The 23,842-nt window shown below is 49.5% G+C and carries 25 protein-coding genes and 2 tRNA genes; 21 read left to right on the top strand and 6 right to left on the bottom strand.

The features are described 5' to 3' along the window. Nucleotides 1–15 precede the first annotated feature (15 nt). The 4 genes from mlaC (at nt 16) to murA (ending at nt 2,640) form a co-directional block, all read left to right on the top strand. Complete coding sequence (gene mlaC, locus MPHASIOC01_RS18560) at nt 16–645, top strand: phospholipid-binding protein MlaC (RefSeq protein WP_064600623.1); 630 nt, start codon at nt 16–18, stop codon at nt 643–645. Continuing rightward, the gene (gene mlaB, locus MPHASIOC01_RS18555) at nt 645–944 is read left to right on the top strand and encodes a lipid asymmetry maintenance protein MlaB (RefSeq protein ID WP_064600621.1); all 300 of its coding nucleotides are present in this window, start codon (nt 645–647) and stop codon (nt 942–944) included. The genes mlaC and mlaB overlap by 1 nt, the downstream gene beginning before the upstream one ends. A gap of 128 nt (nt 945–1,072) precedes the next feature. Next, nucleotides 1,073–1,327 carry a BolA family iron metabolism protein IbaG gene (ibaG, locus tag MPHASIOC01_RS18550; protein WP_064600619.1) on the top strand — a complete coding sequence of 85 codons (255 nt, stop codon included), beginning with the start codon at nt 1,073–1,075 and terminating at the stop codon, nt 1,325–1,327. A 53-nt stretch (nt 1,328–1,380) separates the two neighbouring features. Next, complete coding sequence (gene murA / locus MPHASIOC01_RS18545; protein ID WP_064600617.1) at nt 1,381–2,640, top strand: UDP-N-acetylglucosamine 1-carboxyvinyltransferase; 1,260 nt, start codon at nt 1,381–1,383, stop codon at nt 2,638–2,640. A gap of 30 nt (nt 2,641–2,670) precedes the next feature. Here murA and sfsB read toward each other — a convergent pair whose 3' ends face one another. Continuing rightward, the gene (gene sfsB, locus MPHASIOC01_RS18540) at nt 2,671–2,934 is read right to left on the bottom strand and encodes a DNA-binding transcriptional regulator SfsB (RefSeq protein WP_064600615.1); all 264 of its coding nucleotides are present in this window, start codon (nt 2,932–2,934) and stop codon (nt 2,671–2,673) included. Nucleotides 2,935–3,153: 219 nt separating this feature from the next. Further along, nucleotides 3,154–4,125 (bottom strand): octaprenyl diphosphate synthase, encoded by a 972-nt coding sequence (gene ispB / locus MPHASIOC01_RS18535; RefSeq protein WP_064600613.1) that lies wholly within the window; start codon nt 4,123–4,125, stop codon nt 3,154–3,156. Between the two features lie 256 nt (nt 4,126–4,381). On the opposite strand from ispB, the gene rplU reads away from it, so the two are divergent. The 4 genes from rplU to cgtA all read left to right on the top strand — a co-directional run bounded on the left by rplU (nt 4,382) and on the right by cgtA (nt 7,219). Next, nucleotides 4,382–4,693 (top strand): 50S ribosomal protein L21, encoded by a 312-nt coding sequence (gene rplU, locus MPHASIOC01_RS18530; protein WP_036104882.1) that lies wholly within the window; start codon nt 4,382–4,384, stop codon nt 4,691–4,693. Nucleotides 4,694–4,709: 16 nt separating this feature from the next. Beyond that, nucleotides 4,710–4,967 carry a 50S ribosomal protein L27 gene (rpmA, locus tag MPHASIOC01_RS18525; RefSeq protein WP_036104873.1) on the top strand — a complete coding sequence of 86 codons (258 nt, stop codon included), beginning with the start codon at nt 4,710–4,712 and terminating at the stop codon, nt 4,965–4,967. A 91-nt stretch (nt 4,968–5,058) separates the two neighbouring features. Next, nucleotides 5,059–6,024, top strand: coding sequence for a DMT family transporter (locus MPHASIOC01_RS18520; protein ID WP_064600611.1), 966 nt, complete (start codon nt 5,059–5,061; stop codon nt 6,022–6,024). A 16-nt stretch (nt 6,025–6,040) separates the two neighbouring features. After that, nucleotides 6,041–7,219, top strand: coding sequence for an Obg family GTPase CgtA (gene cgtA, locus MPHASIOC01_RS18515; protein WP_064600609.1), 1,179 nt, complete (start codon nt 6,041–6,043; stop codon nt 7,217–7,219). Nucleotides 7,220–7,294: 75 nt separating this feature from the next. Here cgtA and pmrB read toward each other — a convergent pair whose 3' ends face one another. The 3 genes from pmrB to dacB are packed head-to-tail and all read right to left on the bottom strand — an operon-like array spanning nt 7,295 to nt 10,445. Then, nucleotides 7,295–8,353 (bottom strand): two-component system sensor histidine kinase PmrB, encoded by a 1,059-nt coding sequence (gene pmrB / locus MPHASIOC01_RS18510; protein ID WP_064600607.1) that lies wholly within the window; start codon nt 8,351–8,353, stop codon nt 7,295–7,297. Continuing rightward, on the bottom strand, nt 8,350–9,012 hold the full coding sequence (gene pmrA, locus MPHASIOC01_RS18505; protein WP_064600605.1) for a two-component system response regulator PmrA: 663 nt from the start codon (nt 9,010–9,012) through the stop codon (nt 8,350–8,352). Before pmrA ends, pmrB begins: the two co-directional genes overlap by 4 nt. A 2-nt stretch (nt 9,013–9,014) precedes the next feature. Continuing rightward, entirely contained in the window at nt 9,015–10,445 is a 1,431-nt protein-coding gene (gene dacB, locus MPHASIOC01_RS18500; protein ID WP_064600741.1) for a serine-type D-Ala-D-Ala carboxypeptidase, read from the bottom strand. 255 nt (nt 10,446–10,700) lie between these two features. On the opposite strand from dacB, the gene greA reads away from it, so the two are divergent. Beyond that, the gene (gene greA, locus MPHASIOC01_RS18495) at nt 10,701–11,177 is read left to right on the top strand and encodes a transcription elongation factor GreA (protein ID WP_064600603.1); all 477 of its coding nucleotides are present in this window, start codon (nt 10,701–10,703) and stop codon (nt 11,175–11,177) included. 132 nt (nt 11,178–11,309) lie between these two features. Here the strand turns inward: greA and yhbY are convergent, their stop codons facing one another. Further along, complete coding sequence (gene yhbY / locus MPHASIOC01_RS18490) at nt 11,310–11,603, bottom strand: ribosome assembly RNA-binding protein YhbY (protein WP_036105139.1); 294 nt, start codon at nt 11,601–11,603, stop codon at nt 11,310–11,312. A gap of 120 nt (nt 11,604–11,723) precedes the next feature. On the opposite strand from yhbY, the gene rlmE reads away from it, so the two are divergent. The 12 genes from rlmE (at nt 11,724) to truB (ending at nt 23,754) form a co-directional block, all read left to right on the top strand. Then, on the top strand, nt 11,724–12,353 hold the full coding sequence (gene rlmE / locus MPHASIOC01_RS18485; protein ID WP_036104859.1) for a 23S rRNA (uridine(2552)-2'-O)-methyltransferase RlmE: 630 nt from the start codon (nt 11,724–11,726) through the stop codon (nt 12,351–12,353). A gap of 56 nt (nt 12,354–12,409) precedes the next feature. Next, nucleotides 12,410–14,347 (top strand): ATP-dependent zinc metalloprotease FtsH, encoded by a 1,938-nt coding sequence (gene ftsH / locus MPHASIOC01_RS18480; RefSeq protein ID WP_064600601.1) that lies wholly within the window; start codon nt 12,410–12,412, stop codon nt 14,345–14,347. Nucleotides 14,348–14,426: 79 nt separating this feature from the next. Then, entirely contained in the window at nt 14,427–15,275 is an 849-nt protein-coding gene (folP, locus tag MPHASIOC01_RS18475) for a dihydropteroate synthase (protein WP_064600599.1), read from the top strand. Beyond that, nucleotides 15,268–16,605 carry a phosphoglucosamine mutase gene (glmM, locus tag MPHASIOC01_RS18470; RefSeq protein ID WP_064600597.1) on the top strand — a complete coding sequence of 446 codons (1,338 nt, stop codon included), beginning with the start codon at nt 15,268–15,270 and terminating at the stop codon, nt 16,603–16,605. The genes folP and glmM overlap by 8 nt, the downstream gene beginning before the upstream one ends. A gap of 220 nt (nt 16,606–16,825) precedes the next feature. After that, on the top strand, nt 16,826–17,161 hold the full coding sequence (secG, locus tag MPHASIOC01_RS18465; RefSeq protein WP_064600595.1) for a preprotein translocase subunit SecG: 336 nt from the start codon (nt 16,826–16,828) through the stop codon (nt 17,159–17,161). A 36-nt stretch (nt 17,162–17,197) separates the two neighbouring features. Further along, nucleotides 17,198–17,284: transfer RNA gene (locus tag MPHASIOC01_RS18460), tRNA-Leu, on the top strand. Between the two features lie 59 nt (nt 17,285–17,343). Beyond that, nucleotides 17,344–17,420: transfer RNA gene (locus MPHASIOC01_RS18455), tRNA-Met, on the top strand. A gap of 213 nt (nt 17,421–17,633) precedes the next feature. Beyond that, nucleotides 17,634–18,086, top strand: coding sequence for a ribosome maturation factor RimP (gene rimP, locus MPHASIOC01_RS18450; RefSeq protein WP_064600739.1), 453 nt, complete (start codon nt 17,634–17,636; stop codon nt 18,084–18,086). Nucleotides 18,087–18,111: 25 nt separating this feature from the next. Then, on the top strand, nt 18,112–19,599 hold the full coding sequence (gene nusA / locus MPHASIOC01_RS18445; protein ID WP_353613059.1) for a transcription termination factor NusA: 1,488 nt from the start codon (nt 18,112–18,114) through the stop codon (nt 19,597–19,599). 24 nt (nt 19,600–19,623) lie between these two features. Further along, nucleotides 19,624–22,329, top strand: coding sequence for a translation initiation factor IF-2 (infB, locus tag MPHASIOC01_RS18440; RefSeq protein WP_353613058.1), 2,706 nt, complete (start codon nt 19,624–19,626; stop codon nt 22,327–22,329). A gap of 70 nt (nt 22,330–22,399) precedes the next feature. Beyond that, complete coding sequence (gene rbfA / locus MPHASIOC01_RS18435; RefSeq protein WP_064600589.1) at nt 22,400–22,810, top strand: 30S ribosome-binding factor RbfA; 411 nt, start codon at nt 22,400–22,402, stop codon at nt 22,808–22,810. Further along, entirely contained in the window at nt 22,810–23,754 is a 945-nt protein-coding gene (gene truB / locus MPHASIOC01_RS18430) for a tRNA pseudouridine(55) synthase TruB (protein ID WP_353613057.1), read from the top strand. The genes rbfA and truB overlap by 1 nt, the downstream gene beginning before the upstream one ends. Nucleotides 23,755–23,842: the final 88 nt, after the last annotated feature.

The raw sequence follows: 23,842 nt of genomic DNA, 5'->3' as shown, positions 1-23,842 counted from the left end.
GTTTGGAGATATGTCATGTTTAAACGGCTGTTAATGGTTGCCATGTTGGTGATCGCTCCTTTAGCGGTAGCGGCGGATCAGTCTAATCCGTATGTTTTAATGAACCAGGCGGCGGAAAAGACATTTTCCAGGCTGAAAAATGAACAGGCGAAAATTCGCCAGAATCCGGATTATCTGCGTGAGATAGTCGACCAGGAATTATTGCCTTATGTCCAGGTTAAGTATGCCGGCGCATTAGTACTGGGGCGTTATTATCGTGAAGCCACTCCGGCGCAACGTGAGGCCTATTTCGCGGCTTTCCGCGAATACCTGAAGCAGGCTTACGGCCAGGCACTGGCAATGTATCATGGGCAAACCTACCAGGTCGCGCCGGAACAACCTATTGGTGATGCGACTATCGTGGCAATCCGCGTGACCATCATTGACCCGAATGGTCGTCCTCCGGTACGTCTCGACTTCCAGTGGCGTAAAAATAGCCAGACAGGGAACTGGCAGGCATATGACATGATTGTGGAGGGTGTCAGCATGATCACCACAAAACAAAATGAGTGGGGGGATTTGCTGCGCCAGAAAGGGATAGATGGCCTGACTGCGGAGCTTAAAGCCATTGCCAGTCATCCGATTACCCTGGAAGCGCAGAAATAATGGCAGGTGCTTTGCAGTGGCAACTGGATAGCGGCGTTCTGTCTCTGTTTGGTATTCTGGATCAGGGGTCGTTATTGCCACTCTGGTCACAGCGGCAGGTTGTTTGCCAGTCGTTATCTGAGATAGCGGTTGGCGAGCTGGTCAGGGTAGATACTGCGGGGCTGGCTATCTTACTGCATCTGGTAGCAATATCTCGTTCCCGGGGGCATGAGGTTGTGCTCACTGGCATGAACGAAAAGCTTGATATGCTGAGCAAGCTCTATAATTTACCAGAATCAGTATTTCCCTATACCCACTAATGTTTTCAGTGGGTTAGTTTCAAGGCCTTGCATTTTCTTACTGCAAGGCCTTTTTGCTTATTTCAGCGGCGAACACTTTCCTCTAAGATGTTTGGCTGGTTTTATTAATCGACGATGATGAAGAGCCCATGGAAAATCATGAAATTCAGACGGTGCTGATGAATACACTGCCCCTTCAGGAAGTCCACGTCACTGGTGACGGTAGCCACTTTCAGGTTACTGCAGTGGGTGAACTCTTCGCCGACATGAGTCGTGTGAAAAAACAACAAACGATTTATGGGCCTCTTATGGAATACATTGCGGATAACCGTATCCATGCTTTATCCATCAAAGCCTATACCCCGACAGAGTGGGAACGCGACCGTAAATTAAACGGATTCTGAGCTGCAACGATGCTGCAGTAACTGTGATTTTGAATATGTAGAGAGCTGTCCTGATGGATAAATTCCGCGTAGAAGGGCCAACATGCCTGAGTGGCGAAGTGACGATATCGGGGGCGAAAAACGCCGCGTTGCCGATTTTATTTGCCGCCCTGTTGGCTGAAGAGCCGGTTGAGATTCAGAATGTCCCCAAACTGAAAGACATTGATACCACAATGAAATTGTTGAGCCAACTGGGGACAAAGGTTGAGCGCAACGGGTCTGTCTGGATTGACGCCAGTAAAGTTAACATTTACTGCGCACCTTATGAACTGGTCAAAACAATGCGGGCATCTATTTGGGCATTAGGTCCTTTGGTTGCTCGTTTTGGCCAGGGGCAGGTGTCTTTACCGGGTGGTTGTGCAATTGGCGCTCGTCCGGTTGATTTACATATCTCAGGTCTGGAGCAACTGGGTGCAGAAATCAAACTGGAAGAAGGGTATGTAAAAGCCAGTGTCAATGGTCGCCTGAAAGGGGCGCACATTGTTATGGATAAGGTCAGTGTTGGTGCAACGGTCACGATTATGTCTGCGGCAACGCTGGCTGAAGGCACTACGGTTATTGAAAATGCGGCCCGCGAGCCAGAAATTGTCGATACGGCCAATTTTTTGAATACGTTGGGAGCAAAAATCACAGGCATGGGTACTGACCGTATCACTATCACGGGTGTTGAACGCCTGGGTGGTGGTGTATATCGCGTCTTGCCTGATCGTATTGAAACAGGCACTTTCCTGGTGGCTGCTGCCATTTCTGGTGGAAAAGTGATGTGCCGTAATACCCGCCCGGACACTCTGGATGCAGTATTAGCTAAATTGCGTGAAGCGGGTGCTGCTATTGAAACAGGTGAAGACTGGATATCTCTGGATATGCACGGCCAGCGTCCTAAAGCCGTAAATGTCCGTACTGCGCCACATCCTGGTTTTCCGACAGATATGCAGGCCCAGTTTACACTGCTCAACCTGGTTGCCGAAGGCACCGGTGTCATCACCGAGACCATCTTTGAAAACCGGTTTATGCATGTGCCTGAGTTGATTCGTATGGGCGCACATGCCGAAATTGAAAGCAACACTGCGATTTGCCATGGTGTGAACAAATTGTCGGGTGCCCAGGTTATGGCGACTGATTTGCGTGCATCGGCAAGCCTGGTGCTTGCCGGATGTATTGCTGAAGGCGTTACGGTGGTTGACCGCATTTACCACATCGATCGTGGTTATGAGCGTATTGAAGACAAACTTCAGGCGCTGGGTGCTAAAATTGAACGTATTCGCGCTGAATAACGTAATAAACCGGGGAGTTCCCCGGTTTTTTTAACGTTGGCGAATGAGCCGGGTTCTGTCAATGAATTGTGCGGTATGCGGGTCATAGTAGCGGGAGGGCCAAATCTCCCATGGGTTCACATTCAGCGCATCGGCTATCAACATTTCTCCCCTGGGCCAGGGGCGTGTCAGAGCATTGGCGAGAGTCGAAGAACTCAGTCCGGCCTTACGTGATTCGGCGGCCATTGACGTTCCCTTCTTGCGCAACGCGGCAATAATGTCAGCCGGGTGCCAGTCAACAAACTTACTTTCCATGTTTTCTCCCTGTCGCTATTGGGTTGCATTGGCTACTCAGTGGAAGCCTGGGTTATATAGCACAGGAGATTCTTGAAAGTTCTTAATATTGAGGCTTGCAGTTTGTTTTGTGTAGCCGCGCTCAGCTTTTTGTAATGCGTTGCATAAGAGCCCAAAAGAAGAAAAAGGATCCGGGCACTGTGGCGCAGATCCTTTTTAACTAAGCCAATATGGTGTGGTTTAGTGGTTGCGTTGTACGGCGATGTGTGCGAGGCCAGTTAGTGCTGCTTTCCAGGGGGAGTCAGGAAGTATTGCCAGCGCCTCAATGGCTTTATCCGCTTCCTGCTCGGCTCGCAGGCGTGTCCAGGCGAGTGAACCACACATTTCCATTGCTTCCAGTACATGTTCCAGAAGATGCCTTCCATTACCTTGCTCAATGGCCTGACGAATCATAGTGGCCTGTTCTGGTGTGCCATGTTGCATGGCATGTAACAGCGGAAGAGTGGGTTTCCCTTCGTTGAGGTCATCTCCCACATTTTTACCCAGCGTTGCGCCGTCAGCACTATAATCAAGCAGATCATCAATAAGCTGGAAGGCTGTACCAATATAGCGGCCATAATTTTGCAGGGCGAGTTCTTGTTCGGGCGTTGCACCAGCAAGAATGCCGGAACACTGAGAAGCAGCTTCAAACAGGCGTGCTGTTTTACTGTAAATAACCCGCATGTAGCTTTCTTCTGTAATATTCGGGTCGTTGACGTTCATTAGCTGAAGTACTTCCCCTTCAGCAATAACGTTGACGGCCGCCGACATCACTTCCAGTATTTTGAGTGAGCCCAGTTGCGTCATCATCTGGAATGCGCGGGTGTAGATAAAATCACCAACCAGAACGCTGGCTGCATTACCAAAAGCGGCATTTGCTGTCGCCTTACCACGGCGCATATCTGATTCATCAACAACGTCATCATGGAGCAACGTAGCGGTATGAATAAATTCAATTAAGGCCGCAATAGTGACATGCGCGTTGCCGTCATAACCCAGAGCACGGGCAGAAAGCACCGCTATCATTGGACGAATGCGTTTCCCGCCACCACTGACTATGTAGTATCCCAACTGGTTGATTAGCTGAACGTCAGAGTTGAGCTGATCCAGAATTGTCGCGTTTACGCCCGCCATATCTTGCGCGGTTAACTCGGTTATTTTCTCTAAATTCATCGCAAAAGTCTGGCTGTTGCCCGGTTTATCCCGTTCGACGGAACATGTTATTGGGTATCTGTCTGGTCATCAAATACAGATTGTACTGAAAAAATGCGCTTAATAAATGGAACATTGTGCGTAGTGTTTTTTTTCTACACGAATTGATGATGGTACTTGTCAAATGTCCTGGATTTGCGTAATATTCGCGCCCTATTGTGATTATTTATAGCGCGCACTGAAAACACAGAGGTGTGTGCGGAAAGCGGAGTTTTTTATGTACGCGGTTTTCCAAAGTGGTGGTAAACAACACCGAGTAAGCGAAGGTCAGACCGTTCGCCTGGAAAAGCTGGACATCGCAACTGGCGAAGCAGTTCAATTCGACCAGGTTCTGATGATTGCCAATGGCGAAGAAGTTAAAATCGGCGTTCCTTTTGTTGAGGGCGGCGTAATTAAAGCTGAAGTTGTTGCTCATGGTCGTGGCGAGAAAGTTAAAATCGTTAAGTTTCGTCGTCGTAAACACTATCGTAAGCAGCAGGGCCACCGTCAGTGGTTCACTGATGTGAAAATTACTGGCATCAGCGCTTAATAGGGGAGCAGATTAAATGGCACACAAAAAGGCTGGCGGCTCAACACGTAACGGTCGCGATTCTGAAGCTAAACGTCTGGGCGTAAAACGTTTCGGCGGTGAAGCAGTTCTTGCTGGCAGCATCATCGTTCGTCAGCGTGGTACTAAATTCCACGCAGGCAGCAACGTAGGTTGCGGTAAAGATCATACTCTGTTCGCTTTGTCTGACGGTAAAGTCAAGTTCGAAGTTAAAGGTCCGAAAAACCGTAAATTTGTAAGCATTGTTGCTGAATAAGTTTTTCGCGTTCCGGTAACGGATTGAAGCCCCGCAACACGTTGCGGGGCTTTTTACATTCTGACACAGGGGAAAGCGCCAGGGGCTTTAAATGAAACAACAGGCAGGAATTGGCATCGCTTTGGCCCTGACAACAGCGATGTGCTGGGGCGCATTACCTATTGCTATGAAACAGGTACTGGAGGTGATGTCTCCTCCTACTGTTGTATTTTATCGTTTTCTGATGGCTGGCACCGGACTGGGCCTGATTTTGACACTGAGAGGGAATTTACCCCCGCTCAGAATTTTCAAACGCCGCCGCTGGTTAGTATTACTGGCTATAGCAACAGGTGGGCTGTTTGGGAACTTTATTTTTTTTAGTTCCTCTTTGCAGTATCTGAGCCCTACAGCATCACAGGTCATTGGACAACTTTCTCCGGTAGGAATGATGGTTGCCAGTGTTGTTATCCTGAAAGAAAAGATGCGTGGTACCCAAGTTGTTGGTGCACTGATGCTGCTTTCCGGGTTGATTATGTTTTTTAACTCCAGCCTGGTGGAAATATTTACCCGTCTGACAGACTACACATGGGGCGTAATATTTGGCGTTTCTGCAGCCTGTGTCTGGGTCAGTTATGGGGTGGCGCAGAAAGTGTTACTACGGCGTCTGGCATCCCAACAGATTCTGTTTTTATTGTACACTTTATGTACAATAGCATTGCTCCCATTGGCTGACCCAATGGTTATAAAGCAATTGAGTGGGTGGCAACTGAGTTGTCTGGTGTTTTGTGGCCTGAATACACTGGTGGGTTACGGCGCACTGGCTGAAGCAATGGCACGCTGGCAGGCAGCACAGGTGAGTGCATTTATTACACTGACACCTTTATTTACATTGCTGTTTTCAGATTTATTAGCCCTGGCATGGCCAGATTTCTTTGCTGTGCCAATGTTGAATGTCATGGGTTATATCGGCGCATTTGTCGTTGTGGCGGGCGCAATGTATTCCGCGATTGGGCATCGCCTTTGGGGGCGTTGGCGTAAGCGCCAGCCGGTGGTACCTGTGCCCCATTCGGGCGAATGATCTACGGAGAAGTAAAATGAAGTTTGTTGATGAAGCAACGATCCTCGTGGTCGCAGGTGATGGCGGCAATGGGTGTGTTAGCTTCCGTCGTGAAAAGTACATCCCGAAAGGTGGCCCGGATGGTGGCGATGGTGGTGATGGTGGTGATGTCTGGCTGGAAGCTGACGAGAACCTGAATACCCTTATCGATTATCGCTTTGAAAAATCATTCCGTGCTGAGCGGGGCCAGAATGGTCAAAGCCGTGACTGTACCGGTAAACGAGGAAAAGATGTTTCCGTTCGTGTACCTGTTGGTACCCGGGTTATTGATAAAGGTACCGGGGAAGCAATGGGTGATATGGTTTCCCACGGTCAACGTTTGCTGGTCGCAAAAGGGGGCTGGCATGGTTTGGGGAACACGCGCTTTAAATCCTCTGTAAACCGTACACCCCGCCAGAAAACGAATGGTACGCCAGGTGAGAAGCGCGAACTCGACCTTGAGCTGATGTTGCTGGCTGATGTTGGCATGCTGGGTTTACCTAATGCGGGTAAATCTACATTTATTCGTGCCGTATCCGCGGCAAAACCGAAAGTAGCTGATTATCCCTTTACCACTCTGGTTCCAAGCCTGGGTGTTGTTCGAATGGATAACGAAAAAAGCTTTGTGGTTGCTGATATTCCGGGGCTGATTGAAGGTGCGGCTGATGGCGCAGGGCTGGGAATTCGTTTCCTCAAACACCTGGAACGTTGCCGTGTTTTATTGCACCTGATTGATTTGGCACCTATTGATGGTTCTGATCCGGTCGAGAATGCACGCATCATTATTGGTGAGCTGGAGAAATACAGTGCCACTTTGGCGGCAAAGCCACGCTGGCTGGTATTCAATAAAGTTGACTTGCTTGATAGTGAAGAAGCAGAACAGCGGGCTAAAGAAATTGCTACCGCCCTGGGCTGGGAAGAGAAGCATTACCTGATATCTGCGGCGACACGTGATGGTGTCAATGCGTTATGTTGGGATGTGATGCATTTCATTATCGAAAACCCGGTTGTTCATGAAGAAGTGGCTCAGGAAGCTGAGAAAGTTGAATTTATGTGGGACGATTACCACCGTAAACAACTGGAAGAAGTGCAATCTGAAGCCGAAGAGCCCTGGGACGATGACGATGACTGGGATGAAGATGATGACGAAGGTGTAGAGATAATCTACGAACGTTAATCTCCACGTAGCTTTGCAGGTAAGGCCGGGTTTCCCGGCCTTACTTTTTTGCTTCACTGCGCAGTGGGCGTAGTTTCAATCAATATGATCCGGGAACCAGCAACCTGCATTCAAACCCTGGCTATCAGTACGGTTATCTATCAGCAATTTTCCCCGGTGCAGTTGCACAATACGCCGCACGATGTTGAGCCCAAGCCCGCTGCCACCATAGCGTTGATCCAGGCGACGAAATGGTTCCGTAATAGTTTTTCGGTGAGCTTCGTCGATGCCCGGCCCTTCATCCAGCACTTGAAGATGTGCGCCATTGTTTTCTTCCTGTAAGCGGATTTCGATACAACTCCCTTGAGGGCTATACCGCCAGGCATTTTCCAGTAGATTACGGAGCAGCAGGCGTAATAGCACCGGGTCCCCCTGCACAGAGAGACCAGTATCTTCCGGCCAGATAATCCGTTGATTATGCCTCTCAGCCATCTCTGTCATTTCCTCCTGAAGTGGTTCGATAATATCTTTCCACCACTGGTGCGTATCATAATGCCCACTGGCTAAGGCTTGTCCTGCCCGGGATAGCATTAACAACTGTTCGATGACATGCATCAGTTGGTCCAGTCGCTGGATCAGCGAATCAGCCTGTTTATTTCCGGACTGGGCCATAAGCTCAAGATGAAGGCGAATACCAGCCAGTGGGGTACGTAATTCGTGGGCGGCATCGGCGGTAAATAATCGTTCCTGCTGAATGGTACTTTCCAGACGGGACAGTAATTGATTGAGGGCCGTGGTGACTGCTACCATCTCTTCCATCTCGGAAAACATGGGTAATGGGCTAAGGTTGTCGGCGGAACGGTTAACAAGACTACGACTGAGTTTGTTGAGTGGCTGGATAATCCAGGACACTGCCAGAAAAGAAAAAAACAGTGTAAAGCCAACCATAACCAGTGAAGGAACTAATAATGAGGCTATGGCTTCGTGGATCTCTTTTTCAACATGGTGATTACGTGTACGGGCAGACAGCGTTTCATTGACCAGGAACCCAATTTGCTCCTGGCTTTCGTGCCACAGCCATAATACGCTGACAAGTTGAAAGAAAAGAAAAATTAACGCCAGCATTGCCATTAAACGCCGACGCATACTGTTCATACCCGGTTCTCCAGACGATAGCCAACGCCACGAACAGTTTTGATGCGTTCTTTACCCAGCTTGCGTCGCAGATTATGAATGTGAACCTCAAGGGTATTTGAGCCAGGATCGTCCTGCCAACTATAGAGATCCTGCTGAAGTGTTTCCCGGTGAACAGTTTGGCCAACTCGCATAATCAGACGGGTCAGCAAAGCAAACTCTTTGGGGGTGACTTCCACAGCGTTACCTTGCAGCAACACTTGTTGTGTCTGGAGGTTTAATGTGAGGTCATCATGTTGCAACAGATTGTCACTGTGCCCCTGGTAACGGCGAATAAGAGCCCGGGCACGGGCTTGTAATTCGGCCAGCGCAAAGGGTTTTACCAGGTAGTCATCTGCGCCTGCATCAAGACCACTGACCCGGTCTTCCAGTGCATCCCTTGCAGTCAGAATCAATACCGGAGTTTTTAGCCCTCTTCGGCGCCATTGGCTGAGTAGTGTTGCTCCGTCTTTATCGGGTAGCCCAAGATCCAGAATCACCAGACTGTATTCACCACTTTGAATCAGCGCGTCGGCATCATTTGCTGTCGCTGCAGTATCTACAGCGTATCCGTCACCATTCAGTGCCAGAGCCAGTCCTTCTTGTAGCAGTAAATCATCTTCAACAATGAGTAATTTCATAATTAGTTATTCTGATAGAGGTCTTTGTAGAGTCGGCTTTCAAAGCGTACCAGCGGTATCCTTCTGTTACGTTGGTCGCCGGGTTCAACGGCATAACCAGAAAGATATTGAACAAATGCCAGTTTTTGCCCGGATGCCGTTGTAATGAACCCTGCAAGGTTATACACCCCTTGCAATGATCCTGTTTTGGCTGAAACCTTCCCATCCACTCCTGCTTCATGCAGCCCGGCCCGGTATTGCAGCGTGCCATCATGGCCGGCCAGTGGCAGCATTGAGATAAAGTTTAGCTGATTATCATTTTTGGCAATAAATTGTAGCACTTGCATCATGGTTGAAGGCGAAATCAGGTCATGGCGTGATAAACCTGAACCATCCACCAGAATAGTGTTACCTAAATCGATACCAGCCTTCTGCTTCAGGATTTGGCGAACAGCATCTGCGCCTGCCCGCCAGGTTCCCTGAACCCCCAGGGTTTCCCGCCCAATAGTGCGAAAAACAGTATCAGCAATCATGTTGTCAGATTTTTTTAGCATCATGCGTAGTAAATCATGGAGGGGAGCAGACTGCGTGGAGGCTAAAACCTGCCCTGGCTGGTTTACTCGAGTTTGGCGAATCAGTGTTCCGCTCACGGTTATTCCCGCACTATTCAACTCATCTTTGAGTATTTCACCGGCATAGCTGGCCCCGTCCTGTACAGCGAACGCGAGAGGTAATGGGTCTTCACGCTGGGTCAGGCAACCTGTTAATGTGTAGCGATTCAGGTCACCTGTGACGACATCCAGTTCACAATATTTGGCATCTGCAGAACCATGGGCAAGTGTTCGCACATTAGAAAACACATGAACAGGGTAATACGATGCCAGGCGCACCGTAGCCGTTTCATTGGGACGTGGACTGGAAAGGGATACGGAAAAACAATTTTTATCGACGATAGCCGCAGATGGCGGAGCGCTGAAGCATTGCGTTATATCATTCCATGGCCAGCCGGGGGCTTTATCGTGGCTGGCGAATACCGATGTATCAATTAAGATATTTCCCTGAATTTTTGTAATTCCCGCCTTTTTCAGGCTGGCTACCATATTGTGTAATTGCTGCCTCTTCAATGTCGGGTCGCCGGTGAACCTTGCTATAAGGTCTCCTTGCAAAATCCCGTCATTGATGTTTCCATGGCTTTCAAGGGTTGTTGTGAAACGGTAATCAGGGCCGAGCGATAACAGGGCTGCGAGAGCCGTTATCACTTTCTGAGTACTGGCGGGCAGTGCCATTTGTTGGCCATGGTAATCAATAAGCGGCGTATCTGAGCCCGCTTTTTGCACCAGAAGCGCGAGGTTAGCGCCTGGTGGGAGTTGTTTGACGTATTCATCAATATTTGCAGCCTGAGCTTCTAAGGCGAAGGATAAAACCAGCCCAACAGCTAAATGTAAAAATCGCATAATTTTTGGCATTAAAACCTGGAAACGTGCCGTCATACTACGGTGCAATCCCCTGTAAAGTAAACGATGACCCCCGGGGAACTTCAGGTTAAAATACGTATCAAAATGCGAAATACGACTAGCCTGAAGCTTTGCTTCGGGGTAGTTTTCTTTTGTTTCTGGCCCGGTGAATGCAGAGTTTCTTCGGGCAGTACTCCGGTTGTGCGGCCAATTGTGGCCCTTGTGTCCGGGGCGTTTTTTATAATGAGGTATAATATGCAAGCTATTCCGATGACTTTACGTGGCGCCGAAAAATTGCGCGAAGAGCTTGAGTTTCTGAAGGGCGTTCGCCGTCCGGAGATCATCGCAGCCATCGCCGAAGCGCGTGAGCACGGTGATTTAAAGGAAAATGCCGAATACCATGCTGCGCGTGAGCAACAAGGCTTTTGTGAAGGCCGTATCAAGGATATTGAAGGCAAGCTGTCTAATGCACAGGTTATCGATGTGACCAGGTTGCCTAACAATGGTCGTGTTATCTTTGGTGCAACGGTAACTGTACTGAATCTTGATACCGAAGAAGAGCAAACTTACCGTATCGTTGGTGATGACGAGGCCGATTTTAAAAAGAATCTTATCTCTGTTAACTCACCAATTGCTCGTGGGCTGATTGGTAAAGAAGCCGATGATATCGTAGGAATTAACACCCCTGGTGGGTTAGTTGAATTTGAAATCATCAAGGTAGAATACCTCTGATTTCTGCTACGCTGGATATAACGGTTTTGTAAAGAATGGAAAAGGCCGCAATGCGGCCTTTTAACCATGAAAGGAGCGTGTCATTTTGCTCAGCCTGCGTTATAAAAATGCAGATGATTATTGCACTTTTTGTTAACGAGGCAGCGAAATTTTGCGTTCCTGGGATGGGCGATAAAGCACCAGCGTTTTACCGATGACCTGTACATTACAGGCTCCGGTTTCCCGCACGATGGCTTCCACTATCAAAGTTTTCGTTTCACGATCTTCTGTGGCAACTTTAACCTTGATCAGTTCGTGGTGCTCCAGCGCTTGTTCAATCTCGGCCAGCACCCCTTCGGTCAGACCGTTATTGCCAAGCAGGACTACCGGCTTGAGCGGATGCGCGAGACCTTTCAGGTGCTGTTTTTGTTTTGTACTCAGATTCATCGTTTTTTGCTTACGTTGGGATTGAAAACGGGACATTCTACCGCCATCTCCTGATTATAGCCAAATCGCCGTGCGCTTTTTGATATTGCTCGCGGAAGATGAACCCGACTGGATTATAAAATGACAGGTAAAAAGCGTTCTGCCAGCTCTAGCCGCTGGTTGCAGGAACACTTTAGCGATAAATACGTTCAGAAGGCACAGAAAAAAGGGTTACGATCCCGTGCCTGGTTTAAACTTGATGAAATACAGCAAGGTGACAAACTTTTTAAGCCGGGTATGACGGTTGTCGACCTTGGTGCGGCGCCTGGTGGGTGGTCGCAATATGTGGTAAGTCAAATCGGCGGGAAAGGTCGTATCATTGCCTGCGATCTTTTACCTATGGATCCAATCGTCGGTGTGGACTTTCTTCAGGGTGATTTTCGTGATGAATTAGTCCTGAAAGCGCTTCTTGAACGTGTGGGTGATAAAAAAGTTCAGGTTGTCATGTCCGATATGGCACCCAATATGAGCGGAACACCTGCTGTTGATATTCCCCGAGCTATGTATTTGGTGGAACTGGCGTTAGAAATGTGTCGTGATATTCTGGCACCAGGTGGTAGTTTTGTAGTGAAGGTTTTTCAGGGCGAAGGTTTCGATGAGTACCTGCGGGAAATTCGCTCCCTGTTTACGAGTGTTAAAGTTCGTAAGCCGGACGCTTCGCGTGCTCGCTCACGTGAAGTGTACATTGTAGCGACCGGGCGTAAACTATAGTACCCTGACGCTGTTTGTTAACACAGTTGTAATATGAGGTTAATCCCTTGAGTGACATGGCGAAAAACCTAATACTCTGGCTGGTCATTGCCGTTGTGCTGATGTCAGTATTCCAGAGCTTTGGGCCCAGCGAGTCTAATGGCCGCAGGGTGGATTACTCTACCTTCCTGTCTGAGGTCAATCAGGATCAGATTCGTGAAGCGCGTATCAACGGACGTGAGATTACCGTTACCAAGAAAGATAGTAACCGATACACGACTTATATCCCCGTAAACGATCCCAAACTTCTTGATAACCTGCTTACCAAGAACGTCAAGGTTGTTGGTGAACCACCAGAAGAACAAAGCCTGCTGGCAACGATCTTTATTTCATGGTTCCCAATGCTTTTGCTTATTGGGGTCTGGATATTTTTTATGCGCCAAATGCAGGGCGGAGGTGGCAAAGGTGCCATGTCGTTCGGCAAGAGTAAGGCGCGAATGCTGACGGAAGATCAGATTAAAACTACTTTTGCCGATGTCGCGGGTTGTGACGAAGCGAAAGAAGAAGTTGGTGAACTGGTGGAATATCTTCGTGAGCCAAGCCGCTTCCAGAAATTAGGCGGTAAGATCCCGAAAGGTGTGCTGATGGTTGGCCCTCCAGGTACTGGTAAGACATTGCTTGCCAAGGCTATTGCCGGTGAAGCAAAAGTACCGTTTTTCACCATTTCAGGTTCTGACTTTGTTGAAATGTTTGTGGGTGTGGGTGCATCCCGTGTCCGTGACATGTTCGAACAGGCTAAAAAAGCAGCTCCTTGCATTATCTTTATCGATGAGATCGATGCGGTGGGGCGTCAGCGTGGTGCTGGTTTGGGTGGCGGTCATGATGAACGTGAACAGACACTGAACCAGATGCTGGTCGAAATGGATGGGTTTGAAGGCAATGAAGGTATTATCGTCATTGCAGCGACTAACCGCCCGGATGTTCTGGACCCAGCTTTGTTGCGTCCTGGGCGTTTTGACCGCCAGGTTGTCGTTGGGCTGCCTGATGTACGTGGTCGTGAGCAAATCCTTAAAGTGCATATGCGCCGTGTGCCGCTGGCTCCGGATATCGATGCGGCTATTATTGCCCGTGGTACACCGGGTTTTTCCGGTGCGGACCTGGCTAACCTTGTGAACGAAGCCGCTTTGTTTGCCGCCCGTGGTAATAAACGCGTTGTGTCCATGGTTGAATTTGAAAAAGCGAAAGACAAAATCATGATGGGCGCTGAACGACGCTCAATGGTGATGACTGAAGCTCAGAAAGAATCAACCGCATATCATGAAGCGGGCCACGCTATTATTGGGCGTCTGGTGCCGGAACACGACCCGGTACATAAAGTAACGATTATTCCTCGTGGTCGGGCATTAGGTGTGACTTTCTTCCTGCCTGAAGGCGATGCAATCAGTGCCAGCCGTCAGAAACTGGAAAGCCAGATCTCGACACTCTACGGTGGACGTCTGGCAGAAGAGATAATTTACGGTGTTGAGCATGTGTCAACTGGTGCGTCCAACGATATTAAAGTCGCGACCAACCTTGCTCGTAACATGGTCACTCAGTGGGGCTTCTCAGAGAAACTGGGGCCATTGCTGTATGCGGAAGAAGATGGCGAGGTGTTCCTTGGCCGCAGTGTGGCTAAAGCGAAACACATGTCAGACGAAACAGCTCGTATTATCGACCAGGAAGTGAAGTCACTGATTGAGCGTAATTACAACCGTGCCCGTCAAATCCTTAACGATAACATGGACATCCTCCATGCTATGAAAGATGCGCTAATGAAATATGAAACTATTGATTTACCGCAGATTGATGATTTGATGGCCCGGCGTGATGTGCGCCCACCAGCTGGCTGGGAAGACCCTAATGCCAGCAACAACACTGACAATTCCTCTGGTACGCCAACAGCGCCAAAACCAGTGGACGACCCGGATATAAATAAACCCGGAAATCCCATGTCAGAGCAGGCTGGTGATAAATAATCCCATTTTGCTGTAATCTGTAAACCCCGGCTTGTCCGGGGTTTTTCTCATCCGTAACGCGTTTTCTGAAGGTAATCACATGAAACTCTTTGCTCAGGGGACTTCACTTGATCTCTCGCATCCTCATGTCATGGGGATTTTAAATGTCACGCCAGATTCCTTTTCTGATGGCGGTCAGCACAACACCCTGAATGAAGCCGTAAAACATGCCAACCTGATGATTAACGCCGGGGCGACCATTGTTGATGTGGGGGGCGAGTCTACCCGGCCTGGTGCCGCTTTAGTGAGTGTGGAAGAAGAACTTGCCCGTGTTATTCCGGTTGTTGAGGCGCTGGCACAGCGTTTTGAAGTGTGGGTGTCGGTGGATACTTCTCGGCCTGAAGTTATTCGGGAGTCCGCACGAGCAGGTGCACATCTGATTAACGATATCCGCTCACTTAAAATGCCTGGAGCAATAGAAGCGGCGGCAGAAACTGGGCTGCCAGTTTGTCTGATGCACATGCAGGGTGAACCTCGCACTATGCAGGATGCTCCGCATTATGATGATGTCTTTCAGGATGTAGAGCATTTCCTGATGGAACAAATTGCACGCTGTGAAGCTTCAGGCATCGCGAAAGACAAATTGTTACTCGACCCCGGCTTCGGTTTCGGTAAAAATCTGGGGCACAATTATCAGTTGCTGGCGCGTTTATCTGAACTGCATCATTTCGGTTTGCCACTGTTGGTGGGGATGTCCCGTAAATCGATGGTTGGGCAACTCCTGAATGTGGGGCCGGATCAGCGCCTGAGCGGTAGCCTTGCATGTGCGGTTATCGCCGCTATGCAAGGGGCACATATTATTCGTGTTCACGATGTAAAAGAAACTGTTGAGGCGATGCGGGTTGTGGAAGCGACGTTGTCAGCGAAGGAAAATAGACGCTATGAGTAACCGTAAATATTTTGGTACCGATGGGATTCGCGGCTGTGTTGGTCAAGCCCCTATTACACCTGACTTTGTTCTGAAACTGGGCTGGGCTGCGGGTAAAGTGCTGGCACGCCACGGTTCACGAAAAGTGATTATTGGCAAAGATACCCGCATATCGGGCTATATGCTGGAATCCGCACTGGAAGCCGGGCTGGCAGCTGCCGGTTTGTCTGCCTCGTTTACCGGTCCCATGCCGACACCGGCAGTGGCATATTTAACCCGTACTTTTCGGGCTGAAGCTGGCATTGTCATTTCGGCATCCCATAACCCGTATTATGACAACGGTATCAAGTTTTTCTCTACAGAAGGTACCAAGTTGCCAGATGAGGTAGAAGAAGCTATTGAAGCCGAACTGGAAAAAGAGATTACTTGCGCGGAATCGGCCATGCTGGGTAAAGCCAGCCGTATTGTTGATGCTGCCGGCCGTTATATTGAGTTCTGCAAAGGTACCTTCCCAAACGAACTGAATTTGAACGGCCTTAAAATGGTTGTCGATTGTGCCAATGGTGCAACATACCACATTGCGCCAAATGTTTTTCGTGAGTTGGGGGCCAACGTAATTACCATGGGTTGTGAACCCAATGGGCTGAATATCAATGAAAAATGCGGTGCGACAGATGTTGCAGCGCTTCAGTCCAGAGTGATTGCGGAAAACGCAGATCTTGGGCTGGCTTTTGATGGCGATGGCGACCGCGTGATCATGGTCGACCATCTCGGAAACCGTGTTGATGGTGACCAAATCCTCTACATTATTGCCCGTGAAGGCTTGCGCCAGGGCAAACTCCAGGGAGGGGTGGTCGGCACGCTGATGAGCAATATGGGGCTGGAACTGGCACTGAAACAGCTGGGTATACCATTTGCACGGGCAAAGGTCGGTGACCGCTATGTGCTGGAGAAAATGCAGGAAAAAGGTTGGCGTATTGGCGCGGAGAACTCTGGCCACGTCATTCTGTTGGATAAAAGTACCACAGGAGACGGTATTCTTGCCGGTCTTCAGGTTCTGGCTGCTGTCGTGCGCAATCATATGAACCTGCATGATTTGTGCAGTGGTATGTCACTCTTCCCGCAGATTCTGGTTAATGTCCGTTATACCGCGGGGAGTGGTGACCCACTGGAGCACGATAGCGTGAAACAAGTCACAGCGGAAGTCGAGCGCACTTTGGGTAAACGCGGGCGAGTCCTGTTGCGTAAATCAGGTACAGAACCGCTAATTCGTGTGATGGTGGAAGGCGAAGATGAAGCGCAGGTGACTCAACTGGCTAACCAAATAGCCGATGCAGTGAAAGCGGTCTGAAAATACGACACTGCCGGTAGGGGCGATTCTCGCCTCACCGGCTGAAATCTGCGCGTGTTGCCGCTTTTTTCTGCAATTGAATCATTGCGAAGAAAATGGTCTTGCACAGTGCATGCGCTTTGGTTAGTATTCACACCCGCTTCAGTGGGGAATGACAAATACCCACGTCTTTTTGGTTAGAAGCATTGGCATGCGGAAATCCGCAAGGAACAGGTTAATTATGTACGAAGCTCTTTTAGTCGTTTTCCTTATTGTAGCCATCGGCCTTGTTGGCTTGATTATGCTGCAGCAAGGTAAAGGTGCTGATATGGGTGCCTCCTTTGGCGCAGGCGCTTCTGCAACTCTGTTTGGTTCAAGCGGTTCTGGTAACTTTATGACCCGCATGACTGCCGTGCTGGCGACACTGTTTTTTATTATCAGCCTTGCGCTGGGTAATATCAACAGCAACAAAACCACCAAGGGAAGCAGCTGGGACAATCTGAGTCAGCCCGCTCAAACTGAGAAGACTACTCAACCGGCAGCGCCAGCGCAGCCGAGCAGCGATATCCCGCACTAAGTTGTCGTATCATCGTACTTTTTGTGCGAAATAAGTGCCGAGGTGGTGGAATTGGTAGACACGCTACCTTGAGGTGGTAGTGCCCGATTGGGCTTACGGGTTCAAGTCCCGTCCTCGGTACCAAATCCCAGCGAAGTTTGCTTTTTTTGTGTTAAAGGCGTAGTATTTGCCACGTTTTCGGACGCGGGGTGGAGCAGCCTGGTAGCTCGTCGGGCTCATAACCCGAAGGTCGTCGGTTCAAATCCGGCCCCCGCAACCAATTTCCCTGAGAGTTGTTTTTCAAATATACTGTGAAGAGCGACAGTTCTTTTCACAATGGAATTTTGAAAAAAATTCTCATGGAAATAGTTCCAGGTCGCAGTCGCGGCTTGTAGGGTTCAGTTATATAAAGCCCCGATTTATCGGGGTTTTTTGTTATCTGACGAGAGAATAACTGGGCTTAGCGCCCTTTTTTTATGTCTTGGGGGTGGGCTTGTCCACATTAGAGCAAAAGTTAACAGAGATGATTACTGCACCAGTAGAGGCTCTGGGCTACGAACTGGTTGGTATTGAGTTTGTTCGCGGTCGTACGTCTACGTTGCGCATCTACATTGATAGTCCGAATGGTATCACTGTTGATGATTGTGCTGATGTTAGTCATCAGGTAAGTGCAGTAATGGATGTAGAAGATCCAATCACTGTTGCTTATAACCTCGAAGTCTCCTCTCCTGGCCTTGACCGTCCGATGTTTACTGCCGCGCATTACACGCGTTTTCTCGGTGAGGAAGTCACATTGGTGTTGCGTATGGCAGTGCAGAACCGTCGTAAATGGCAGGGCATCATCAAACAGGTTGATGGTGAGATGGTTACCGTTACGGTCGATGGCAACGATGAAGTGTTCGCACTGAGTAATATTCAGAAAGCGAACCTGGTCCCCCACTTTTAATAGTCTGGCTTGAGGCGAACCCAGGATGAACAAAGAAATTTTGGCTGTTGTTGAAGCTGTTTCTAATGAAAAAGCGGTTCCGCGCGAAAAAATTTTTGAAGCGCTGGAAACAGCCCTTGCAACAGCGACCAAGAAAAAATATGAGCAAGAAATCGACGTCCGCGTCAGCATTGACCGGAAAAGTGGCGATTTTGACACTTTCCGCCGCTGGCTGATCGTTGAGGAAGTTACCCAGCCTACGCGTGAAATCACGCTGGAAGCCGCGCAGTTCGAAGATCCTGCGCTGAATCTGGGTGACTATGTAGAAGACCAGATCGAGTCAGTGACTTTTGACCACATCACCACGCAAACTGCCAAACAGGTTATCGTGCAGAAAGTGCGCGAAGCAGAGCGTGCAATGGTGGTTGATCAGTTCCGTGAACATGAAGGCGAAATCATCACCGGTATGGTGAAGAAAGTGAATCGCGAAAATATCACGCTGGATCTGGGTAATAACGCAGAAGCCGTCATTCTTCGTGAAGATATGTTGCCGCGTGAAAACTTTCGCCCGGGTGACCGTGTGCGTGGGGTGCTGTATTCCGTGCGTCCTGAATCACGTGGTGCGCAGTTATTTGTGACTCGTGCTAAGCCGGAAATGCTGATTGAGTTGTTCCGCATTGAAGTTCCGGAAATCGGCGAAGAAGTCATCGAAATTAAAGCTGCGGCTCGTGACCCGGGTTCTCGCGCAAAAATTGCGGTGAAAACCAATGATAAACGCATCGACCCTGTTGGCGCATGTGTTGGGATGCGAGGGGCACGCGTACAGGCAGTATCAACTGAACTTGGCGGCGAGCGTATTGATATCGTGCTGTGGGATGATAATCCTGCTCAGTTCGTTATCAATGCAATGGCGCCTGCTGATGTCGCTTCCATTGTGGTTGATGAAGATAAACACACAATGGATATTGCGGTAGAAGCGGGTAACCTGGCGCAGGCTATTGGTCGTAACGGTCAAAACGTTCGTCTTGCTTCTCAACTGAGTGGCTGGGAACTGAATGTCATGACGGTAGAAGACTTACAGGCTAAGCACCAGGCTGAAGCACACGCCGCCATTGATACGTTCACCAAGTATCTCGATATCGATGAAGATTTCGCGACTGTTCTGGTAGAAGAAGGCTTCTCCTCACTGGAAGAGCTCGCGTATGTCCCGATGAAAGAGTTGCTTGAAATCGATGGGCTTGATGAAGCTACTGTAGAAGCATTACGTGACCGCGCGAAAAACGCGCTGACCACGCTGGCGTTGGCGCAGGAAGAAAGCCTCGGTGATAAGAAACCTACCGACGATCTGCTTAACCTTGAAGGTATGGATCGTGCGCTGGCCTTTAAACTGGCTACGCGTGGTATTAGTACGCTGGAAGATCTCGCCGAACAGGGCATTGATGACCTGTCAGATATTGAAGGCTTAACCGATGAGAAAGCCGGGGCGCTGATTATGGCCGCCCGAAATATTTGCTGGTTCGGCGACGAAGCGTAATAAACTGTAGCAGGAAGGAACAGCATGACAGATGTGACTATTAAATCGCTGGCCGCGGAGATTCAGACTCCAGTGGATCGCCTGATACAGCAATTTGCTGATGCCGGGATCCGCAAGTCGTCTGAAGATTCGGTGACAGCGCAAGAAAAACAAGCTTTGCTGGCATTTTTGAACCGTGAGCATGGTTCAGGGCCAGACAAGTTAACATTGCAGCGCAAAACGCGCAGCACTTTGAGTATTCAGGGTACCGGTGGTAAAAGTAAATCGGTACAAGTGGAAGTCCGCAAAAAGCGCGCCTTTGTAAAACGTGATCCGCAAGAAGCTGAGCGTCTTGCCGCGGAAGAGCAAGCGCAGCGTGAGGCGGAAGAGCTGGCCAGTCGTGAAGCAGAGGAATCTGCTAAACGTGTGGCTGAGGAAAAGGCCAAACGCGAAGCGGAAGAGAAAGCCAAACGCGATGCCGATGAACATGCGAAGCGTGAGGCCGCGGAACAAGCGAAACGTGAAGCTGCGGAAAATAGCAAAGTGAGCAATCAACAATCCGAACAACAGAAAGCCGTACAGGCTGAGAAGGCCCGTCGTGAAGCAGAAGCAGCAGAGCTGAAACGTAAGGCTGAAGAAGAAGCCCGCCGCAAAATTGAAGAAGAGGCTCGCCGCGTTGCAGACGAAGCCCGTCGCATGGCGGAAGAGAATGCCGACAGTTGGCGTAATACTGACGAAGAAACGGAAAGCAGCGACTATCACGTTACGACGTCTCAGCATGCTCGTCAGGCTGAAGATGATAATGACCGTGAAGTTGAAGGTGGCCGTGGCCGCGGTCGCAACGCTAAAGCTTCACGTCCTAAGAAAGGTAACAAACACGCCGAATCCAAAGCTGACCGTGAAGAAGCGCGCGCCGCTATTCGTGGTGGTAAAGGCGGGCGTCAGCGTAAAGGCAGCGCTCTGCAACAAGGTTTCCAGAAACCTGTTCAGGCAGTTAACCGTGATGTCATGATCGGTGAAACTATCACGGTTGCGGAACTGGCTAACAAAATGGCGGTGAAAGGCTCTCAGGTCATCAAAGCAATGATGAAAATGGGTGCCATGGCAACCATCAACCAGGTGATTGACCAGGAAACTGCGCAGCTTGTTGCTGAGGAAATGGGGCACAAAGTTATCCTGCGTCGTGAAAACGAGCTGGAAGAAGCAGTAATGAGTGACCGTGATACTGGCGCTCAGGCAGAACCGCGTGCACCTGTTGTGACTATCATGGGCCACGTTGACCACGGTAAAACGTCTCTGCTGGACTACATTCGTTCAACGAAGGTTGCCTCTGGTGAGGCCGGCGGTATTACTCAGCATATCGGTGCTTATCACGTTCAGACTGACAACGGCATGATTACTTTCCTGGACACCCCAGGCCACGCAGCGTTTACCGCAATGCGTGCTCGTGGTGCTCAGGCAACAGATATTGTGGTGCTGGTTGTTGCAGCAGACGATGGCGTGATGCCGCAAACTATTGAAGCTATCCAGCACGCTAAAGCGGCGAAAGTCCCTGTAGTTGTTGCTGTGAACAAGATTGATAAACCAGAAGCAGATCCGGATCGCGTTAAGAACGAACTGGCTCAGTACGGCATCATTCCAGAAGAATGGGGTGGTGAATGCCAGTTCGTTCATGTTTCTGCAAAAGCAGGCACCGGTGTTGATGAGCTACTGGATGCTATCTTGCTGCAATCTGAAGTACTGGAACTGAAAGCTGTACGTAATGGTATGGCGAGCGGTGTGGTTATCGAATCCTTCCTGGATAAAGGACGTGGCCCGGTAGCAACTGTGCTGGTTCGTGAAGGTACGTTGCATCGTGGCGATATTGTCCTGTGCGGTTTCGAGTATGGCCGTGTTCGTGCAATGCGTAACGAACTGGGCAAAGATGTTGAAGAGGCGGGTCCGTCAATTCCAGTAGAAATCCTGGGCTTGTCTGGTGTGCCTGCAGCGGGTGATGAAGCTACAGTTGTCCGTGATGAGAAAAAAGCGCGTGAAGTGGCGCTGTATCGTCAGGGCAAATTCCGTGAAGTTAAACTGGCTCGTCAGCAGAAATCTAAACTGGAAAACATGTTTGCTAACATGACTGAAGGTGAGGTTTCTGAGGTTAATATCGTACTGAAAGCCGACGTTCAGGGCTCTGTTGAAGCAATTACCGATTCTCTGGTCAAGCTGTCCACAGATGAAGTGAAAGTGAAAATTGTGGGCTCTGGTGTTGGTGGGATTACTGAGACCGATGCGACGCTGGCTGCTGCATCCAACGCGATTGTTGTAGGCTTTAACGTCCGTGCTGATGCCTCTGCCCGCCGTGTTATTGAAGCTGAAAGCATCGACCTGCGCTACTACTCCGTTATCTATAACCTGATTGACGAAGTTAAACAGGCTATGAGCGGTATGCTGGCTCCGGAATACAAACAGCAAATTATCGGCCTGGCTGAAGTTCGTGATGTGTTCAAATCACCGAAGTTTGGCGCGATTGCGGGTTGTATGGTTACGGAAGGTGTGGTTAAACGCCACAACCCAATTCGTGTTCTGCGTGATAACGTGGTTATCTATGAAGGCGAGCTGGAGTCTCTGCGTCGCTTTAAAGATGACGTTAACGAAGTCCGTAATGGTATGGAATGTGGTATCGGCGTTAAGAACTACAATGATGTTCGCACCGGCGACATGATTGAAGTCTTCGAAATAATCGAAGTTCAACGTACCATTTCCTAATCCCTTTCTGGGCTCGGTAAGATTATTAAGGGGGGCCTGGTGCCCCCCTGATTTGTCTGGAGAAACTATTATGGCGAAAGAGTTTGGTCGCCCGCAGCGCGTATCGCAGGAAATGCAGAAAGAAATCGCAATCATTCTGCAGCGCGAAATTAAAGATCCGCGTGTAGGTCTGATGACAACAGTCTCAGGCGTTGAAGTATCCCGTGATTTAGCTTATGCAAAAGTTTATGTCACCTTCCTGAATGATCAGGATGAAGCAGCAGTAAAAGCTGGCGTGAAAGCGCTGCAGGATGCATCTGGTTATATTCGCATGTTGCTGGGTAAGGCAATGCGTTTGCGCATTGTTCCGGAGCTGACATTCATCTACGACAACTCTCTGGTTGAAGGGATGCGTATGTCTAACCTGGTCAGCAGTGTGGTTAAACAGGATGAAGCGCGCCGTTCCCATTCGGAAACGGATGACAGCAACAAGGAGGATTGATGAGTCGTCCTCGTCGGCGTGGGCGTGATGTCCATGGTGTTTTATTGCTGGATAAACCGCATGGACTGTCATCAAATGATGCGCTGCAAAAAGTAAAACGCCTCTTTAATGCTAATCGGGCAGGTCACACAGGGGCGCTGGATCCACTGGCTACGGGCATGCTGCCTGTTTGTCTTGGTGAAGCAACCAAGTTTTCCCGTTATCTGTTAGATTCAGACAAGCGTTACCGTGTAATTGCCCGGCTTGGGCAGCGTACCGATACTTCTGATGCCGACGGAACTGTGGTTCAGGAGCGCCCGGTCACCTTCAGTGAATCTGATCTTCTTCAGGCGCTGGAAAGCTTTCGCGGTGAAACACAACAAGTGCCATCCATGTTCTCTGCACTCAAGTACCAGGGGCGGCCTTTGTATGAATATGCTCGCCAGGGTATCGAAGTTCCCCGTGAGGCGCGTGCTATTACTGTGTATGAATTGCTGTTTATCCGCCACGAAGGTAATGAACTGGAGCTGGAAGTACACTGCTCTAAAGGAACTTACATTCGCACAATCATTGATGATCTTGGCGAAAAACTGGGTTGTGGTGCGCATGTTGCCTTTTTGCGGCGTTTAGCTGTCAGTAAATACCCGGTCGAGCGCATGGTGACCCTTGAGCACCTGAATACACTGGTCGCGAAAGCCCAGGAAGAAGGCTCGGGTATTGAGGCGGTACTGGACCCTCTGCTGATGCCAATGGACAGCCCGGCAGCCGACTTCCCCCAAGTGAATCTGCAGCCCGCTGTTGCGGCATATTTCAAACAAGGGCAGCCGGTCAGGGTTGCTGGGGTACCTTCTGACGGTCTGGTTCGCGTTACCGAAGGCGAGACTGGTGAATTTATCGGTATGGGTGAAATTGATGACGAAGGCCGTGTTGCGCCGCGTCGTTTGGTTGTTCATTATCCGGTATAGTCTCACCTTGCGATAACCTGTCCGCGCAGGTAGAATAGCGCGGCTCTGGGGCTGCTGAATTAGAGATCGGCACCCTTTTTTCTTATTT

This window comes from Mangrovibacter phragmitis (assembly GCF_040429585.1).
In the GTDB taxonomy this organism is placed as follows: Bacteria; Pseudomonadota; Gammaproteobacteria; order Enterobacterales; family Enterobacteriaceae; genus Mangrovibacter; species Mangrovibacter phragmitis.
This window is presented reverse-complemented; position numbering and strand designations above follow the sequence as displayed.

Bases quoted from the DNA above. Each gene is read 5' to 3' on its own strand.
- truB (WP_353613057.1), top strand. From the start codon at position 22,810: ATGAGTCGTCCTCGTCGGCGTGGGCGTGATGTCCATGGTGTTTTATTG.
- rpmA (WP_036104873.1), top strand. From the start codon at position 4,710: ATGGCACACAAAAAGGCTGGCGGCTCAACACGTAACGGTCGCGATTCT.
- pmrB (WP_064600607.1), bottom strand. From the start codon at position 8,353: ATGAACAGTATGCGTCGGCGTTTAATGGCAATGCTGGCGTTAATTTTT.
- yhbY (WP_036105139.1), bottom strand. From the start codon at position 11,603: ATGAATCTGAGTACAAAACAAAAACAGCACCTGAAAGGTCTCGCGCAT.
- rbfA (WP_064600589.1), top strand. From the start codon at position 22,400: ATGGCGAAAGAGTTTGGTCGCCCGCAGCGCGTATCGCAGGAAATGCAG.
- mlaC (WP_064600623.1), top strand. From the start codon at position 16: ATGTTTAAACGGCTGTTAATGGTTGCCATGTTGGTGATCGCTCCTTTA.
- rplU (WP_036104882.1), top strand. From the start codon at position 4,382: ATGTACGCGGTTTTCCAAAGTGGTGGTAAACAACACCGAGTAAGCGAA.
- rlmE (WP_036104859.1), top strand. From the start codon at position 11,724: ATGACAGGTAAAAAGCGTTCTGCCAGCTCTAGCCGCTGGTTGCAGGAA.
- cgtA (WP_064600609.1), top strand. From the start codon at position 6,041: ATGAAGTTTGTTGATGAAGCAACGATCCTCGTGGTCGCAGGTGATGGC.
- pmrA (WP_064600605.1), bottom strand. From the start codon at position 9,012: ATGAAATTACTCATTGTTGAAGATGATTTACTGCTACAAGAAGGACTG.
- glmM (WP_064600597.1), top strand. From the start codon at position 15,268: ATGAGTAACCGTAAATATTTTGGTACCGATGGGATTCGCGGCTGTGTT.
- murA (WP_064600617.1), top strand. From the start codon at position 1,381: ATGGATAAATTCCGCGTAGAAGGGCCAACATGCCTGAGTGGCGAAGTG.
- ftsH (WP_064600601.1), top strand. From the start codon at position 12,410: ATGGCGAAAAACCTAATACTCTGGCTGGTCATTGCCGTTGTGCTGATG.
- sfsB (WP_064600615.1), bottom strand. From the start codon at position 2,934: ATGGAAAGTAAGTTTGTTGACTGGCACCCGGCTGACATTATTGCCGCG.
- ibaG (WP_064600619.1), top strand. From the start codon at position 1,073: ATGGAAAATCATGAAATTCAGACGGTGCTGATGAATACACTGCCCCTT.
- MPHASIOC01_RS18520 (WP_064600611.1), top strand. From the start codon at position 5,059: ATGAAACAACAGGCAGGAATTGGCATCGCTTTGGCCCTGACAACAGCG.
- mlaB (WP_064600621.1), top strand. From the start codon at position 645: ATGGCAGGTGCTTTGCAGTGGCAACTGGATAGCGGCGTTCTGTCTCTG.
- dacB (WP_064600741.1), bottom strand. From the start codon at position 10,445: ATGCGATTTTTACATTTAGCTGTTGGGCTGGTTTTATCCTTCGCCTTA.
- greA (WP_064600603.1), top strand. From the start codon at position 10,701: ATGCAAGCTATTCCGATGACTTTACGTGGCGCCGAAAAATTGCGCGAA.
- infB (WP_353613058.1), top strand. From the start codon at position 19,624: ATGACAGATGTGACTATTAAATCGCTGGCCGCGGAGATTCAGACTCCA.
- secG (WP_064600595.1), top strand. From the start codon at position 16,826: ATGTACGAAGCTCTTTTAGTCGTTTTCCTTATTGTAGCCATCGGCCTT.
- folP (WP_064600599.1), top strand. From the start codon at position 14,427: ATGAAACTCTTTGCTCAGGGGACTTCACTTGATCTCTCGCATCCTCAT.
- nusA (WP_353613059.1), top strand. From the start codon at position 18,112: ATGAACAAAGAAATTTTGGCTGTTGTTGAAGCTGTTTCTAATGAAAAA.
- ispB (WP_064600613.1), bottom strand. From the start codon at position 4,125: ATGAATTTAGAGAAAATAACCGAGTTAACCGCGCAAGATATGGCGGGC.